The 16974-nt window shown below is 66.2% G+C and carries 12 protein-coding genes; 5 read left to right on the forward strand and 7 right to left on the reverse strand.

Annotation, left to right across the window (positions count from 1 at the left end):
* The first annotated feature begins 2 nt into the window (after nt 1-2).
* Nucleotides 3-1055, forward strand: a complete 1053-nt coding sequence (locus tag AB0J58_RS36940; RefSeq protein WP_364224609.1) for a DegT/DnrJ/EryC1/StrS family aminotransferase — start codon at nt 3-5, stop codon at nt 1053-1055.
* A 146-nt stretch (nt 1056-1201) separates the two neighbouring features.
* On the opposite strand, the gene AB0J58_RS36945 is transcribed toward AB0J58_RS36940, so the two are convergent.
* Nucleotides 1202-2749 carry a glycosyltransferase family 39 protein gene (locus tag AB0J58_RS36945; protein ID WP_364224611.1) on the reverse strand — a complete coding sequence of 516 codons (1548 nt, stop codon included), beginning with the start codon at nt 2747-2749 and terminating at the stop codon, nt 1202-1204.
* A 51-nt stretch (nt 2750-2800) separates the two neighbouring features.
* A complete protein-coding gene (gene asnB, locus AB0J58_RS36950) occupies nt 2801-4645 on the reverse strand; it encodes an asparagine synthase (glutamine-hydrolyzing) (protein WP_364224613.1) in 1845 nt (614 codons plus the stop codon).
* A 635-nt stretch (nt 4646-5280) separates the two neighbouring features.
* On the opposite strand from asnB, the gene AB0J58_RS36955 reads away from it, so the two are divergent.
* Entirely contained in the window at nt 5281-6516 is a 1236-nt protein-coding gene (locus AB0J58_RS36955) for a glycosyltransferase (protein ID WP_364224615.1), read from the forward strand.
* Nucleotides 6517-6737: 221 nt separating this feature from the next.
* On the opposite strand, the gene rfbB is transcribed toward AB0J58_RS36955, so the two are convergent.
* Nucleotides 6738-7721, reverse strand: a complete 984-nt coding sequence (rfbB, locus tag AB0J58_RS36960) for a dTDP-glucose 4,6-dehydratase (RefSeq protein ID WP_364224617.1) — start codon at nt 7719-7721, stop codon at nt 6738-6740.
* Between the two features lie 258 nt (nt 7722-7979).
* On the opposite strand from rfbB, the gene AB0J58_RS36965 reads away from it, so the two are divergent.
* Entirely contained in the window at nt 7980-9209 is a 1230-nt protein-coding gene (locus tag AB0J58_RS36965) for a class I SAM-dependent methyltransferase (protein ID WP_364224619.1), read from the forward strand.
* A gap of 64 nt (nt 9210-9273) precedes the next feature.
* Nucleotides 9274-10212, forward strand: a complete 939-nt coding sequence (locus AB0J58_RS36970) for an NAD-dependent epimerase/dehydratase family protein (protein ID WP_364224621.1) — start codon at nt 9274-9276, stop codon at nt 10210-10212.
* Nucleotides 10213-10280: 68 nt separating this feature from the next.
* On the opposite strand, the gene AB0J58_RS36975 is transcribed toward AB0J58_RS36970, so the two are convergent.
* Together AB0J58_RS36975 and AB0J58_RS36980 are read right to left on the reverse strand one after the other, a co-directional pair.
* Nucleotides 10281-11171, reverse strand: coding sequence for a methyltransferase domain-containing protein (locus AB0J58_RS36975; RefSeq protein ID WP_364224623.1), 891 nt, complete (start codon nt 11169-11171; stop codon nt 10281-10283).
* 217 nt (nt 11172-11388) lie between these two features.
* The gene (locus tag AB0J58_RS36980; protein ID WP_364224625.1) at nt 11389-12141 is read right to left on the reverse strand and encodes an alpha/beta fold hydrolase; all 753 of its coding nucleotides are present in this window, start codon (nt 12139-12141) and stop codon (nt 11389-11391) included.
* Nucleotides 12142-12467: 326 nt separating this feature from the next.
* On the opposite strand from AB0J58_RS36980, the gene AB0J58_RS36985 reads away from it, so the two are divergent.
* A complete protein-coding gene (locus tag AB0J58_RS36985) occupies nt 12468-14237 on the forward strand; it encodes an ABC transporter ATP-binding protein (protein WP_364224627.1) in 1770 nt (589 codons plus the stop codon).
* 124 nt (nt 14238-14361) lie between these two features.
* Here AB0J58_RS36985 and AB0J58_RS36990 read toward each other — a convergent pair whose 3' ends face one another.
* Nucleotides 14362-15342, reverse strand: coding sequence for an enoyl-CoA hydratase/isomerase family protein (locus AB0J58_RS36990; protein ID WP_364224629.1), 981 nt, complete (start codon nt 15340-15342; stop codon nt 14362-14364).
* 180 nt (nt 15343-15522) lie between these two features.
* Nucleotides 15523-16974 (reverse strand): thioesterase domain-containing protein (locus AB0J58_RS36995; RefSeq protein WP_364224631.1); only part of this gene is annotated, 1452 nt, incomplete at its 5' end.

The following is a 16974-nucleotide window of genomic DNA, read 5'->3' on the forward strand; positions in this document are numbered from 1 at the left end:
CCATGACGTTCGAATATCAGGTGTCAAAGCCGTACCTCGCAGGACGGGAACTGGAGTACCTCACCGAGGCCGTCCGCTCCGGCTGGATATCCTCGCAGGGCCCCTTCGTCAGGCGCTTCGAGGAGGAGTTCGCCCAGTACAACGGCGTCTCGTACGGCGTCGCGTGCTCCTCGGGCACGACCGCTCTCACCCTCGCGCTGCGGGCGCTCGGAGTCGGCCCCGGCGACGAGGTCCTGGTGCCCGAGTTCACCATGGTCGCCACCGCGTGGGCGGTCACCTACACCGGCGCGGTGCCGGTGTTCGTGGACTGCGCCGACGATCTCAACATCGACGTCTCGCTGATCGAGGCTCGGATCACCCCTCGTACCAAGGTCATCATGCCGGTGCACGTCTACGGCCGGCGGTGCGACATGGACGCGATCATGAAGCTCGCGCACGAGTACAACCTGAGGGTGGTGGAGGATTCGGCGGAGGCGCACGGCGTGCGCCCGGTGGGCGACATCGCGTGTTTCTCGCTGTTCGCCAACAAGATCATCACTGCCGGTGAGGGGGGTGTCTGCGTCACGAACAGCGAGCAGCTCGCCCAGCAGATGGCCCACCTGCGCAGCATGGCCTTCAGCAAGGAACACGACTTCATCCACAAGAAGCTGGCCTACAACTTCCGCATGACCAACATGCAGGCCGCGGTCGCCCTGGCCCAGCTGGAGCAGATCGACGAGATCCTCGCCATCCGCAAGCGGATCGAGAACCACTACGACAGCGGGCTCGACGGCATCGACGGGATCACCCTCATGCCGCCCCGCGACGTCCTGTGGATGTACGACATCCGGGCGGAGCGGCGGGAGGAGCTGCGGGAGTTCCTGGCCGACGCGGGGATCGAGACCCGGCCGTTCTTTCAGCCCATGAGCCGTCAGCCGATGTACCGGACCCCGGACTGGCCGTCGCTGAACGCCGCCCGGTTCGCGGCCGACGGCCTCTACCTGCCCACCGACCCCGGGCTGAGCGAGGCCGACCAGGACTGGGTGATCGGGAAGGTACGCGAGTTCTACCTTTGAACTCCTCCCCGGCCTGAAGGCCGTGGATTTTTCCCGTCGCGTCGGGTTAAGCGGCGCGCGGGGGTTGACGCGTAGAGGCCACGCGGCGCAGCTGACCGGCCGGATCCGCTCGCGGTCGCTCCGGCGTCACCCGCCTGTACGTCGCTTCAGACGTCCACCCGCCGGAACTCCGGCCACAGCTCCGGCCAGGAGGCCCGCGGATCGCGGCACCGCCAGATGGGCGTGCCGACCTCCAGGCCACGGTCGATGTCCACGGTGGCCACCTGCTGTACGTCGCCGAAGTACGTTCGCAGCCGCTCGCCCTCGTCGCCGACGTACAGCACCGTACCGGCCTCCCGGGGTGGCCCGCTGAAGTACCAGTAGCCGCGGCTGCCGCTGTACGGCTTCGGTAGCCCTCGCTCGCCGCCGTAGAACTCGATGGCGGCGGCCTGCCAGTAAGTTCTGGTGATCACTACGGCGTCCCGCCGTTCGTCCGGCGGCAGTGTCCGGTACGCCCGGCTGACGGCGTCGGTGAACTCCGGCCAGCCGAACTGGCCGATCGTGATGATGTTGACGCCGGGGTTCTCGCCGGCCTTGGGCTGTTGCACCCAGGCCTCGGGGAGGACCGGCAGCCAGTAGAGGGACGGCAGCACCGACAGCGCGAAGACCGGCCAGGTGGGCACCCAGCGCCACCAGCGCGCCGGACGGCGCCGCTGCAGTTCGACCGCGGCCGCGGACCACAGCACCGGGAACAACCCGGTCACGTAGTACCACCGGCCACCGGCCAGCCAGAAGATCAGGATCACCGCGACGGCGGCCACGCCGTAGAACCGGTAGGGCTTGAGCAGCGGGGACCGCAGCAGCCGCCACAGGCCGTACCAGGCCAGCACGGCCCCGACCAGCAGGCCGGGCTGGGCGAGCACGAGCGGGAGGAACAGCGCGCGTCCACCGTTCAGGCTCACCTCCTCGGACACCGTCCGGACCATCTCGAACTGCGGCCATCCGTTGCCGGCCTGCCAGGCGAGCCCGGGAAGCATCGTCAGCAGGGTGATCGCGGCACCGGCCCACAGCAGCGGTCTGCGCGGCAGGTCCCGTGGCCCCACCGCGAGCGCGGCCGCTGCCAGCGCCAGCCACAGCACCGGGATCAGGAACTTGACCTGCAGGGCGACGGCCGTGGCGAGACCCGCCCACAGCAGCGGGCGGTCGTCGGGCCGCTCCTCCTCACGCAGCCGGACCCAGCGGACCACCAGCCATGAGACCACCGCCCACAGGAACGCGTCGAAGGCGTTCGTGGCCAGGAGGTGACCGTTGACGACCATGCCGATGGCGGACACCGCGGCGGTCATCACCTGCGCCCGGCGCCGGCCGCCCAGTTCCCGGGCGATCTGAGTGGCGACGACGACCCCCAACGCGGTGAGCACCGTCGCCGGAAGTCGCAGCGCGACAAGGGATCCGGGAAACAGCGTGTCCATCACGTGTGCGATCAGCGGCAGTAATGGCGGCTGATCGGCGTATCCCCAGTTCAGATGCCCGCCGGCCGCCACGAAGTACAGCTCGTCGGCGAAGTAGCCGTATCGGCCACTCGTCACCAGCAGCAGCACCGCGACCGCTCCGGCGATGACCGACACGGGACCCCAGGCGAGAGGTGCGATCGTGCCCGGAGGCCGGGTGGCCTCCACAGTCGCCGCCGACGCCTTCACCACAGGCTCGCCCATCCGTCACCCACCCTGTTCTTCCTTAAGCTACGACGACCCACCGCGAAATGGTCAGGACATGGAGAACTCGGGCGAGTAGATGTCAAGCCAATAATACATGTCGACTATCTTGTCCAGCAGAAGCTTGTCTCCATGCGACATCTTCGATGAGTCCATTTCCACAATGGACTTCAGCCATTCTCGGTTGAACAGCGTGAACAGCGGACTATGCGCATCCGCCAGCACCTCTTTGGCCTGAATTTGCAGGGTGCTCGAATAGCGAACGTCATGCATCATTGTCGGGTAGCCACTCTTCACCCGACTGGCCACCGACGGCGGAAGCAGATCCTTTACGGCGTGCCTCAGCAGGCTCTTCTCCCTGCCGTCGAACGACTTGAGCTTCCAGGGCGTGTTGTAGACATACTCGACGAGACGGTGATCGCAGTACGGAACTCGCACCTCAAGGCCGACCGCCATGGAGAGGCGGTCCTTACGGTCGAGCAGCATCCGCAGGAACCGGGTCAGGTGCATGTGGAACATGACACGCATCTGACGCTCGACCCGCGACGCGCTGTCGAGGTGATCGACAGCCGCCACCGCCGTCGCGTATTGATCCCCCAGGTAGCTTTCCAGTTTCATGGCCGCCAGTGCCTCCGCCATGAAAGGCATGACGGTGGAGGCACTGGGCTGCGAGTTGAGCACCGTCGCCATCCAAGGAAAGATGGGGAGCGCGCGGATGTCGTTGTGGAACCATTGGTAGCCACCGAAGTTTTCGTCCGCCGCCTCGCCGGACAGGGCCACCGTCGACTCATTGCGTATTTCTCGAAACAGCCTGTACATTGAGATGTCTGATTCACCGAACGCGTTCGGCGTGTCTCGTGCCGTGATCACGGAACGGCGAATGGCCGGATCGGCCAGATCTTCCGCGCTCAGTACCACCTGCCGGTGTACCGGCTTGATCAGGTCGACCATGTCCTTGACGAACGGCGCGTCCGGGGTGCTCCGAAACATATCCGCCTTGAAGCGGTCGACGTGATCGACGAAGTCGACCGAGAACGTACGTAGCCGTTCACCGCTCGCGGCCAGCCTGGGCGACGCGAGACTGGCGATCGCGCTGGAATCCAACCCACCGGAGAGCAGAACACACTGGGGCACGTCGGAGATCAACTGTCGGCTGACGGTGTCGTTGAGCAACTGCCGCACTTGTTCGACCGTGCTCTTCTGGTCATCGGTGTGCGGCGCCGTTTGGAGCCTCCAGTACGTCCTGTTGCGGATTCCGCTCGCCTGGACGGTGACGATCGTGCCCGGCTCGACCTCGTGCATCCCCTTCCAGATCGCCTGGCCCTGTCCGATGCCGGTCACCGCCGTGCGTATCCCGTCGATGTCGACGGCCTTGCGAGCGAGCGGGTTGGCCAGAATCGCCTTCGGTTCCGATCCGAACAGCACACCGTCGCGAGTCGGGTAGTAGTAGAGCGGCTTCACTCCCAGCCGGTCACGGATCATGACAAGCTTCTGGTCACGGGAATCCCAGATGGCGAATGCGAACATCCCGTTGAGGTGGTCGGCGACGCCTTCCCCCCATTCGAGATAACCGTGCAACACGACCTCGGTGTCGCTCGCGGTACGGAACCGGTGCCCTCGGGCCTGCAACTCCCTGCGCAGTTCGATGAAGTTGTAGGTCTCGCCGCTGTACACCAGGACCACCGGCCCGTTCGGCGTGGCGAACTCCATCGGCTGCACGCCACCGTCCAGGTCGATGACCGCCAGTCTTCGATGACCGAGCGCGGCGTGCCGTTGAAGCCATGTTCCGGAGGCGTCGGGCCCGCGTAGCGCCATGGTGGCGGTCATCGCGTCGATCGTGGCCTGCCGTTCGGTCAGATCCGCGTCATAGGACACCCAGCCGGTGATCCCGCACATAACCGGTTCTCTCCTTGTCCGTCAAAGAAATCGACCGCGGCTCTCATGAGCGGTCTGCCCGGTTGGATCCCGGCAGACCGCTGATGAAGGTCGAGGGGCCTACCGCGGACCTGGCCTTTCACCGGGGGCGGCCCATACTCGACACTCGCCTGTCGGCTGGAGGCTTGGACGACATCGGGGAGATGTCATCGTCCACCCCCGCCCCGGTAACGCAGACACCGGCCCCGGCACCCTACTGAAACCTGATGTTATGGACGCTTAGCTAGGAAAATACCTACTTAACCCGCAAATTCGATGTTATCTGTGATCACACCTCTGACCTGGGAGAACAGAGAAATTCTGTGCCCATGGAAGCGCGGTGCCCAGAAAACGGGCGCCGTGCCCGAAAGAATCGGTCGGGCCGTTAACACCCGACCACGCACCGGGGGCGAGCATCCGCACATCACCCGCATCGACGCCGCGAATCTAATGATTTCCGGGAATCGGTCACACCAGGATGTGCCGGACAGGAAAACAAGATCGCTGCTCGGATCCTTCGCACATGTCACTTCGGCAGCCGATCCAGGGAGGCAATCAAGGGTGAACCCGACTTCGACCGCCACCGACCCGGCCCTTGACCATCTGACTGTGACGCGATGCGCGCCCTCATAGCAACCGTCGGCTCGGAGGGGGACGTCCAGCCTTTTCTCGCCCTCGGAAAGCGCCTGCTCGCGGAGGGTCACGACGTCGTGTTCTCGGCCTCCGACAGCTACACCGCACGCGCCGACGCTGTCGGTGTTCCTTTCGTCGGCAGGCCGACCTGGAACGAGACGGAATTCCAGGCGAATTACCTCCGCATCATCAGCGAGAAGAACAAGCTGCGACAACTGACCGTCGTGATCGAATTCCTGGCGCAGGAGCAGCGTTCCGCGGTACCTCAGCTGATGGCGCTAGCGCGTGAGGCCGATGTCGTCATCCACTCACCGCTGTCCATCGGCGCGGTCGCCGCGGCACGCGCGGTCGGCACGCCCCACGTGAGCGTGCACCACACCTGGCCGCTGCGCCGAGCACGCGGGCATGGCCCGACCAATGTCAATCTCGGGCCCGTCGGCAACGCCCTCGCCTGGTCGATCACCGGCTCGGGAATCAGGCTCGCGACCGACAAGCTCCTCAACCCTGTCGTCGCCGCGGCCGGCCTTCCCCCCTGGCGCGACATTCTCTTCGACGCGAGCCATTCGCGCCTGCTCAACCTCATCGCCATCAGCCCGCACGCCCTTGAGCGCGATCCGCTCTTCGGCCCCACCTACCGCAACACGGGATACTGGTTTCTCGACGAGCCGGGCTACGTGCCCCCGGACGACCTCGCGGCGTTCGTGGCCGACGAGCCGCCGGTCGTGATCGGCTTTGGCTCGAACAACGGGTTCGACGCCCACGCGGTCACGAAGCAGCTGCTCGACGCGGTTCGCGGCCTGGACCGACGCGTCGTCCTGCAGTCCGGCTGGGCGGGGCTCGGAGACCAGGAACTCCCGCCCCATGTCTTTTTGGCGGACTTCGTCCCGCACGGGTGGCTCTATGCCCGCGCCGCGTGCGTCGTCCATCATGGGGGGGCCGGTACGACCGCGGCGGCGTTCCGTGCCGGTATCCCGCAGGCGATCGTGTGGCTCCAAGGCGATCAGCTCCACTGGGGAAGAAGGATCGCGCAACTCGGCGTCGGGCCACCTCCTCGTTCCCAGCACGCCCTCAAGGCCGGCTGGTTGCGAGGCGCGCTCGACAGCCTGCTCAACAACAGCGATATGGCCGCCCGTGCCCGGGTGCTGGGCACCGCGATCCGTGAAGAGGACGGAACGGGTATGGCGGTTCGCGCGATCGAGAAGATGTTCACGGCCAGGTGAGGGTGGCCCTGTTGGCAGCGACTCCGCCGCCATCCACACCGCACACGAAACCCGCGCGGCGAAGCACATGACCTGGGCGCGACCGCGTTACCGGGGTGCGGAGAGCAGCGATCGAAGGCATCGAGAGTATCCGTACGGCGGGCCGTCAAAGATCGCATCACCGCGCGAGGTGCCCCTCACACCAACCCGCGAACCGTCACCGGGACTTCCGGTCGCGACCCCTACGCGTCACCAAGGGACTCCCACCAGGATCGGTTCTCCCGGTACCAGGTGACAGCGTCCGCGAGTCCCTCCTTGAAATCGATCACGGGTTCGTACCCGATCTCCTCGGTGATCTTCCCGTGGTCCAGCGAGTACCGGTAATCCTGGACCCGCCGGTCCGGCACGTAGCGAACCCGGTCCCAGTCGGCCCCGGCCAGTTCGAGCAGCAGGCCGGTCAGCTCACGGTTGGTGAGTTCTATCCCGCCGCCGATGTTGTAGATCTCGCCGGCGCGGCCCTTGTCGAGGACCATGGAGATGCCACGGCAGTGGTCGTCGACGTGCAGCCACTCGCGGACGGCGCTGCCATCGCCGTGCAGGGTGAGGTCACGCCCCTGGAGCAGGCGGGTGACGAAGCGAGGGATGATCTTCTCCGGATACTGCCGGGGTCCGTAGTTGTTGGAGCATCTGGTGATCGACAGGTCCAGCCCGTAGGTGCGCCAGTGCGATCGGGCGAGGCAGTCACTGGCCGCCTTCGACGCCGAGTACGGGTTGTTGGGTTCGAGCCGGAACCGTTCCGTCCACGATCCCTGCTCGATCGACCCGTACACCTCGTCGGTGGACACGTGCACGACACGCTGGATCCCGTTCATCCCGCACTGTTCGAGAAGCCGGTGGGTGCCCATCACGTTGGCCCAGACGAACGGCTCCGCGTCGTCCACCGCCCTGTCGACGTGCGACTCGGCGGCGAAATGCACGACCCCGTCGTGCCCTGGCACGAGATCGGCCAGCAGTTCCCGGTCGCAGATGTCACCGCGTACGAAGGTCAGCCTCGGATGTTCCTCGGGCAGGTTCTCCCTCCTGCCGGCATAAGTCAGCTTGTCCAGAACGGTGATTCGGGTGTCCTCGTGGCCGGGATATCGACCTTCCAACATTGACCGAACGAAATGGGATCCGATGAACCCAGCTCCGCCAGTGACCAGAATTCGCATCTGATACTCCTTCATCCGCGTTACCTGCCTCGCCTCCGGCGGACAACTCGGACGGAAACACGGTGTCGGCGATCATGTGATTCCCCCAGACCAAGGGGTTCCGTTCAGGTGATTGTGCCTCAGCCGATCAGGTAATTCCCCTAGTGTTGTCGGACGTAAGCTCCGACCGCCGGCCGATCGAGGACTGGTCGTGAGCTGTCGAAACGCCTTCCGGCAGATCGAGCGCGGGCCACGGCGGCCGGGCGACCCGACAGCTGGAGGGAGAGAACGCTGATGGACACCACCAGCCGGTGCCTGGTGTGCGGGGCCGACCGTCTGGAGGAGGTGGTCTCGCTCACCCCGACTCCGCCCGCCAACGACATCGCGCCCACGGCCGAGCTGGCCCGATCCCAGGACCGATACCCGCTGGACCTCGTGCGCTGCGCCGGATGCGGCCTGGTCCAACTGGTGGACGTCGTTCCCCGGTCGGCGCTGTTCGCCGACTACCGGTACGCCACGGGTGCCGCTCCCGCCCTCGTCGACCACTGCCGCGCGCTGGCCACCCGGGTCACGGATCGACTGGGGCTGACCGCCGGGGCGAAGGTGCTCGAAATCGGCTCGAACGACGGCACCCAACTGAGCTTCTTCGCCGAGCGCGGCATGCGGGTGCTCGGTGTCGACCCGGCGGTCGAGCTGGGGGTCTACGCGCAGGAACAGGGGATTCCGACGCTGATCACGCATTTCGGTGTGGAATCGGCTGAGAAGATATTGAGTGACATCGGGCCCGTTGACGCGGTGTTGGGCAGCAATGTGCTCGCCCATGTCAACGACGTGAACGGAGTTCTCCGCGCGATCCGCCTGCTCCTCAAACCGGGTGGTGGTGCCGTCATCGAGGTCGCGCACGTCCTGCCGATGGTCCAGCACGGTATCTTCGAGTTCGTCTACCACGAGCACCTTTCGTACTTCTCCCTACACGTGCTGGCACAGGCGGCCAAGGCGAACGGCCTCGCGGTGTTCGACGCCGAGCTCATCCCGACCCAGGGAGGCTCATTGCGCTGCTGGATAGGCCGCGACGACGAGGCCCGCCCCGCGACGGCCGAATTCGACCGGATCTTGCAGGCCGAGGTCAACGCGGGGGTGCCCGACGGCAGCTTTCTCGACGGCTTCGCGAACCGCGTCGACCGGGTCTGCACGACCCTCAACGACGTGCTGGGCGGTCTGTCGAGAGTCGGTCGGCGGATCTGCGGGTACGGCGCGTCGGCGCGGGCCGTCACCCTGCTCTCCCAGGCCGGGGTGGGCGCTGAGATCGCCTGGATCGTCGACGACAACCCGCGCAAGGTGGGCAAGTTCACGCCGGGCGACGGCATCCCCATCGTGAGCTCCGAACGGCTGGTCGCGGACGCGACCGACTACTGCGTGCTGTTCGCCTGGAACTTCGAGGCCAGTATCCGCGCCCGGTCGGCGGCGTTCGCAGCAGCCGGCGGCGCGTTCGTCGTGCCGTTCCCGGAGCTGTCCGTCAAGTGAAGTGGTTAGCCGGATGATCCCATTGGCCTGGAATGTCGCATGACGATCGTCTGGAGGAACTGACGTGCACGTCCTGGTCACCGGAGGTCTGGGCTATCTCGGCCATGCGGTCACCCATGATCTTCTCGCCGCCGATCACCGGGTCACCGTCCTGAGCCGGAGCCGCGCGGACGCACGGCGGCACGCCGACGCCGGCCTGGTGGAAGGCGATGTCCGGGACCGCGGCCGAATCCGGGAAATAGTCGCCGCCGGGCGCTTCGACGCGGTATGCCACCTCGCCGCGGTGTCCCGAGGGCGGGACTCGTTCGCCGACCCGCTGACGTACTACGACGTGAACGTGGTCGGCACCCTCAACCTCCTCATGGCGCTCGACAACGTCCGTGAATCGGTGCCGCCGACTCGATTCGTGTTCGCATCGACCGACAAGATTTACGGCTCGCAGTATGTCGGCGCCCTGGGCGAGGATCTGGCCCCCCACCCGGAAAGTCCCTACGCGGCATCGAAGGTCGGGGCGGAACAGCTCGTCGCGGCGTACGCCGCCACTGGAGCGATCGGCGCGATCACGCTGCGGTGCTTCAACATCGCCGGGACGGCCAATGGGCGCACCGACACCGACACCGCGCGTATCATCCCGAACGTATTCCGCGCGCTCACCGGCGAGTTGCCGTACATCACACTCAACGGCGACGGATCCGCGGTCCGCGACTTCGTCCACATCCTCGACGTGGCGGCAGCGCTGCGACTGTCGCTCGCCGCCGTGAGGGTGGGCGAGCACCGCGTCTACAACATAGGCAGCGGCGCCGCGTCCAGCATGGCGCAGGTCGTGGCGACAGCGGAAGCCGTGACCGGCCTTCAGGTGCCGGTCCGAAGGGCGCTGCCCAAGCCGGAGCCGCAGACCCTGACGGCCGACAACAGCCGCGCGGTGAAAGAACTCGGATGGCTTCCCGAGCGATCGGGCCTTGCCGAGCTGATCGCCGACGCATGGAGCACCTGGCACGCCTGACGATCCGGCTCGGGGTGGCGATACGAAACTCCTGAACTATATTCGGTCAGGTTGACGTAAGAGGCCTCTCACATCGGCTTCTCGGCGACGACAATGACGTAGTCCATGTTGGCGAATCTCCGTCGCATGCGTGTGTCATCGGCCAGTTCACGATGCAACCAGCGGCGGTAGCCCCAGGTGGCGTTCTGCTGAAATTCCGGGGCATCAAGCTTCCGTTCCGCCCATCTGCACCACTGTTCGTACACATGGGTGCGGATGGAGGTCAACCGGGCGTTGACGAACCCGGCGGACCGGAGGCGGGCAAGATACTCGTTGCCGTCATGCCAGTTTTCTCTGGGGACTGTGGGGGAGAAAAGATCTTCGCGGCTGTAGTCGTTCAACGGCAGGATATCCGCCGTCGCGAGCACCCCGCCGGGTCGAAGGATGTGGTGAGCCTGGCGGAAGAATTCTTCCCTGGGCCGGAAATGCAAGGCCGACTCCAGGGCGACCACCCGGTCGAAGCTGCTGGGCTCGAACGTCATCGCGGTTGCCGACCCCTCCTGGAAGATCAGCCGATCGCTCAGACCACGTTCGCGGGCTTTGGCCTGAGCAATCTGCACATGCGTTGGCGTTACGTTCAATCCAACGATCTTTGCCGGATTGTGCCGTTCCAACCACATAAAGTCCTGGTCGCCATAACCGAATCCGGCATCAAGGATGCGATCGCCCTCCTGAAAGCCGGCAGCGTCCGCCAACTTCTCTGCCAACGCCTGGCATGCGTCATCGAGCGTGTCGGCTTCACTGCGCCAGTAGCCGAAATTGAGGTACGAGCTGTGATCGTTCAGCGCGGTCCAGGTGCTCGGTGGAAAGATCTCATAGGCGCGTTTGGCACGGGTCTCGGGTGACGACAGGGCGAGCCTAACACTCCGGCCAAAGGAGAGTAGGTCCTGCCAGGCTGTGGGTCGCTGCGAGGTGGTCACGAGGGTCTCCTGGATATGTTCGTGCCTTCAGGTACGACGGGGCGGCGGACTGCGGACATTGACCACGTGGTTGATCGATGCGGTGAGCGGATGAAAAATCGTGAACGCCGGCAATCAATTGGACGCGGCGCGCATTACCCTTACACATTCCGCCCGGTAGATCTTCTTGTATGTGTTCGGCCGGCGCCAGAAACATGATCGCAACTCTGGTCCCGCGCTACGCCCCGAGTTCCAGGGCGATCTCCTCGTTCACCGCCTGCTGATGCCGGGTGAGGAAGAAGTGACCGCCGGAGAACACCCTGATGCGGAAACGCCCCGCGGTGTGCCGGCTCCAGGCCTCCGCTTCCTCGACCGTCGTCCTTGGGTCGGCGTCTCCGGTCAGCACGGTGATCGAACCACGCATGCTCCGCTCCGGATCTCCGCGGTAGGTCTCGATCGCGCGGTAGTCACCTCGCAGCGCGGGCAACGCCATCCGGAGGATCTCCTCATCGCCGAGCAGCCCGGCGTCCGTGCCGTTCAGCAGCTTGAGCTCGGCGACGATACCGTCGTCGTCGCGCCGGTGTACCGACTCGTCCCGCTGGGTGGACGGCCCGCGGCGTCCCGAGGCGATCAGCGTGTGGGGCGCGTTGACACCCTTCCCCTCAAGCCGGCAGGCCACCTCGAAGCCGATCACCGACCCCATGCTGTGACCGAAGAAGACCGTCGGCTTCTCCGACAGCGTGATCAGCTCGTCGACGATCCGATCCGCCAGAGTGCCGATGTCGGTGATGCACGGCTCCCGCAACCGATCCTGCCTCCCGGGGTACTGGATGGCCACCACATCGGCGCCCGGCGAGAACCTGGCCGAGACCGGACGGAAGAAGCTGGCCGATCCGCCCGCGTGCGGAAAGCACACCAGGCGCTTACCCGCCCCCGCTGCCGGATGGTAGCGACGGACCCATGCGGTGCTGACGTCGTCCGCGATACTCACGATCCGTTGAACCCTTCATCTCGCCGAATGCCACTCGGACCAGTGAAACCCATCGGCGACTCACAAAAACACTAGAAGCTGGGCCCGTGAGTCCCAGTCCGAGGCCGCCGACCTGTCCATAAGCCATGAAATCCGGTGATTTCCTGGTCTTTCGACATTTAGTGTCACCACTGGCCGTCGCTGCGCGCCGCCGCCGAGTCGCGCCGCCAGGTCGATCGGCTGGCCACCGTCCAGGTGCGCCTGATACGCGCCGTACAGAGGATGTCATGGACGCAGATAGCGGAAGCCCTCGGGGTCAGCAGGCAGGCGGCATACAAGCGCCTCGGATGGAGGAGGTTCTGCGCGGGCGGGTGCGACTGAGCAGCCTGGGCAGGTGGAGCTCGTGGCGGCCGCTGTTCGACCTGGTCCGCCCGCACAAGCACGTGCTGCTACTGGGTGGCGTGTTCACTTTGGTAGGCAGCTTCGCCGGGCTGGCGATGCCGATCCTCGCCAAGGGCGTGATCGACGCCTTCGGGAAAGGGGACGACCTCGTCGGCCCGGCGCTCGGGCTGTCGGTGATGGTCCTGCTGGCAGCCCTGCTCTTGGCGGCGGGGCGCTTCCTGCTGGAGCGGATGGGCGAGGGAATCGTGCTGACCTCGCGTATGAGTCTCGTTGATCGCATCCTGCGGCTCAAGGTGGCCGACGTGGACCGGCTCAAGCCGGGAGACCTGCTCTCCCGGGTCAGCTCCGACACCACGCTGCTGCGCGCCGTCTGCACGGAAGCGCTGGCCAGCTCGGTGAACGCGATCTTCATGTTCCTGGGTGCGGTGGTGCTGATGGCCGTCATCGACGGCCTGCTCCTCATCATCACGCTCGCGGTGGTCGCCCTGATCGGCCTCATAGCGGCGTCGATCGTGCCGCGCATCGGCCGGGCGTCGTTCCAGGCCCAGGTGGCCCTGGGCGAGATGAGCTCCATGCTCGACCGCGCTCTCCAGGCGTTCCGCACGGTCAAGGCCAACGGGGCCGAGTCACGCGAGATCACGGTGGTGGGCGTTGCGGCCTCCGAGGCACGTGACCGCGGCGTGACCGCCGCCGCGTGGACCTCGGTCACGAGCGTCGGCACCTGGCTGGCCACCCAGCTGGCGTTCCTCGCCGTGCTTGGAGTGGGCGGCGCGCGCGTCGCCAGCGGGTCGTTGGAGATCTCGTCGCTGGTCGCATTCCTCCTCTACCTGTTCTACCTGGTGTCCCCGATCGGGACGCTGATCGAGAACCTCACCCAGATGCAGAACGGCCTGGCCGCGCTAATCCGCATCCAGGAGATCTCCGAGCTTCCGTCCGAGCCGCCCATCCCCGAGACGCGAGAGCCGGAGAGCACCGACCCCGTCGGCCTCGTCTTCAGCGGCGTGGTCTTCCGGTACGGCGAAAACCGGTCGATCGTCCACAACCAGGTGAACTTCGAGGTGCCCGCAGGTGGCATGACGGCCCTGGTCGGCCCTTCGGGAGCCGGCAAGTCCACGGTCTTCGGGCTCATCGAACGGTTCTACGAGCCACAGGCCGGGAGGATCCTCATCGGCGGCCGAGACATCCACGAATGGCCACTGGGCGAGCTGCGCGCTTCGCTCGGCTACGTGGAGCAGGACGCCCCCGTCCTCGCCGGCACATTCCGGGAGAACCTCGTCTTCGGGGCGCCTGGCGCCACCGAGGAGGAGATCGCCCACGCCGTGGCCCGCACCCGCCTGGACGATCTGGTCGCCCGCCTGCCCGAAGGCCTCGATACGCCTGTCGGCCACCGCGGCCTCCTGCTCTCCGGCGGGGAACGCCAGCGGGTGGCCATCGCCAGGGCACTGCTCCGCAAACCCCGTTTACTGCTGCTCGACGAGGCCACCTCGCAGCTCGACGCCGTGAACGAACTGCGCCTGCGCGAAGTGGTGGCCGAGGTGGCGCGGGAGACCACGGTCCTGGTCATAGCCCATCGGCTGTCCACCGTCACCGGCGCCAACCGGATCATCCTCATGGAGGCGGGCCGGGTCCGCGCCTACGGCACTCATGACGAGTTGGTCGACGCCGACGACCTCTACCGCGAGCTTGCCGCGACCCAGTTCCTCGTCACGTCCTGATGCTCCAGGGAGCCGACGTGGCATTCGTGGCGATAGCCGTGAGGTCACTCCGGTAGGGCACCCGAACCTTCGATCGCGAGATCCGCTGACCGTGCTTTCCCCACCGCGGTGGGGAAAGCACGGATCATGGCGCTGTCGGTTCGCGCGCAGGAACGTTCATGTCGAGCGCGGTGCCCTCGGTCCAGGGTTCCGGCTGGGTCAGGAACACCGAATCGCCGTCAGTGCCCTCCTGCATCTGCACCCACCGCCGCATAGCGGCCTGGGTGACCGGTGATGACATGCTCATCAACGCGGCGACAGCCTCCTGGTTAAGGCTGGCCCGGGCCGAGAGGGAAGGGGCGTCATTGAAGATCCGCTTCTGCAGGGCCACAGCCTTCCGCGGCCGCCTGGCATAGCGTTCCGCCATCCGCTGTACCGTGTCCAGCAGGTCCTCGGCCGGCACCACCCGGTTCACCAAACCCAGCTCCAGAGCCTCCTGCGGCGTGTAGAAACGCGCTTCGAGCATCATCTCCAGAGCCCGGGACGGCCCGACGAGCTGGACGAGCCGCTGCCCGCCCAGGGAGGTGTTCAGCCCCAGCGACAGTTCGGGCAGGCTGAAGCCGGCATCACGGTCAGCTGACACGCGCATGTCAAAGAAGACCGACATCTCCAGGCCACCGCCGCCGCACGGCCCGTTCACCGCGGCGATCCACACCGCCGGGGAGTGCATCAGCCGCAGCGCCATGTCATGGAACCGGGTTACCGCGAGCAGTCCCTTGAGCGAGGAACGGGCGACCAGGCGTTCAACCGCCCGGCCCGTCATGGCCCGCACACTCCGGTACAGGTTCTGAGCGACCGCGCGGGAGATCTCCGGCGTGCCGTCCACCTGCGCGGACATGTGGAAGATGTCGAAGTGCGTGATGAACCGGCCGGGGCGCGCGCCGGTGACGACGACCGCGCCAACCGAGACGTCGTGCTCCACCGCCTCGACGAGCCGGATGAAGTCCTGTTGCATCGGCAGGGTCATGTAGTTGAACGGCGGGGCGTCCACCCGCGCCGTCAGCACCCGCCCCGACTGCTCAAGCCGCAACGTGGACAGTTCGAGACCCGCTGCGCTGCCATCCACCGGCCGGCGGTCCGTCTGTTCTCTACTGGGTGGAGCTGCACGATCCATTGGTCTGAAAAACCCTCCCGGCGATGCCACTGGACACAGTGAACCGCAGAAGCGACTCGCACAATCACTAGTGGCCACCAGTGTCTGGTGGCCGCCTCTTCGAGCGGCCCGCGTCCGTACGTGACGCGACGGTCAGTGTGCCGAGCGGAACCAGCCGTCGATCAGGTGGGCCGTGTCCGCTGCCTTCTCGGCGAGCATCGAGAAGTGGTTCGCCTCGATCGTCCGTACGGCATGCGACGGGTCGAACGGCGTCGCCCGCCAGTAATCCGATTCAGGTTCGACGTCGGAGAACGGCTCCGTGCACTGCACGAACAGCACGGGCGCTCTCACATCGGCCAGTTCGATATCGTGCATGATGGCAGACCAGTGCCCCATAGCGGACAGTCGCGCGCTGTTGAACTCGCCGAAAACCGTCTCCATCTGCAGGATGTACTGCAGCACCTGCTCGGACAGCATCTGCGAATCGCCACCCGCGCGGGGATGGAAGGAGTCCATTATCACCACCCCCTCCGGGGAGATCCCCGACTTCTCCAGTACACCGGCTGCGCCGTAAGCGAGAATGCCGCCGGCCGAATGACCGACGAGCACGAACGGTTCCCCCTCACTCGCCTGCACGATGCTTTCCGCGATGCTCCCGAGGGCGATGTCGATCGTGGCGGGCAGGCCCTCACCGGAGGCGTAGCCGAGCAGGGGAAGCGCCGAGACGTGTCTTTCCCCGCGGAAGTGCGCGGCGAACCGGGCATACTGATGAACGCCGCCGGTCACCGTGGACGAACTCACGCAGATCAGGCGAGGCAGAGTCGCGCCACTGGCCAGCGTCACCGGTCGAGGGATTTCCCGCAGGTCGACAGGCGCCTCGTACATGGGCCGGGTCCTCGCCACGGCATACAGCAGTCCGAACGCTTCCTGCGCTTTCCCAGCACGGAAAGCGCCGCGGAACAACTCTGCCAGGGTGTCGTCCACCTGGGCCGCCGCCGAGGTCACAGTCGCCTGGCCGACATTCGTCCGGGTGACGAGCTCATGCCGCAGCCAACTGGCGAGACCAGCGGAATTCTTGTTCTCGAACACCGCCAGTAGCGGGAATTCCCAGCCGATCGCCCTGGCAAGTGAGTTACGCAATTCGGTCGCGCTGAACGAGTCGAAGCCCAGCTCGAAGAAATCACGTTCGAGATCGATGGCCGAGGAGTCGCCATGGCCGAGAACGGCAGCCGCATGACGCTGCACCAGTTCCTGCAGTACCTCGTGCTGCTGCGCTTCTCCAAGCCCGTGCAACCGCTCCCGAGCGGTCAGCACCACCTCATCGGAATCGGCCAGAGCCACCACCGCAGCCAGCCCTGTCTCCGCCGGGTTCCCCGTCGGCGAACCGGTTCCGTCGAGCCAGTAACGCCGGCGCTGGAAGGCGTAGGTGGGCAGGTCGATCCGGCGCCCGCCAGGCGGCAGCACCCGCCGCCAGTCGACCGGAACCCCGCGCACGTGCAGCTCGGCCAGCGCAACCGTAGCCGCCATATGCTCGTCCCGATCCTTACGCAGCACCGGGACCAGCACCGTGTCCGACCGATGCCCGTTAGCGGGCGAGCCGGCGAG

The sequence above is a fragment of the Streptosporangium sp. NPDC049644 genome, from assembly GCF_040675205.1.
GTDB classification, from domain to species: domain Bacteria; phylum Actinomycetota; class Actinomycetes; order Streptosporangiales; family Streptosporangiaceae; genus Streptosporangium; species Streptosporangium fukuiense.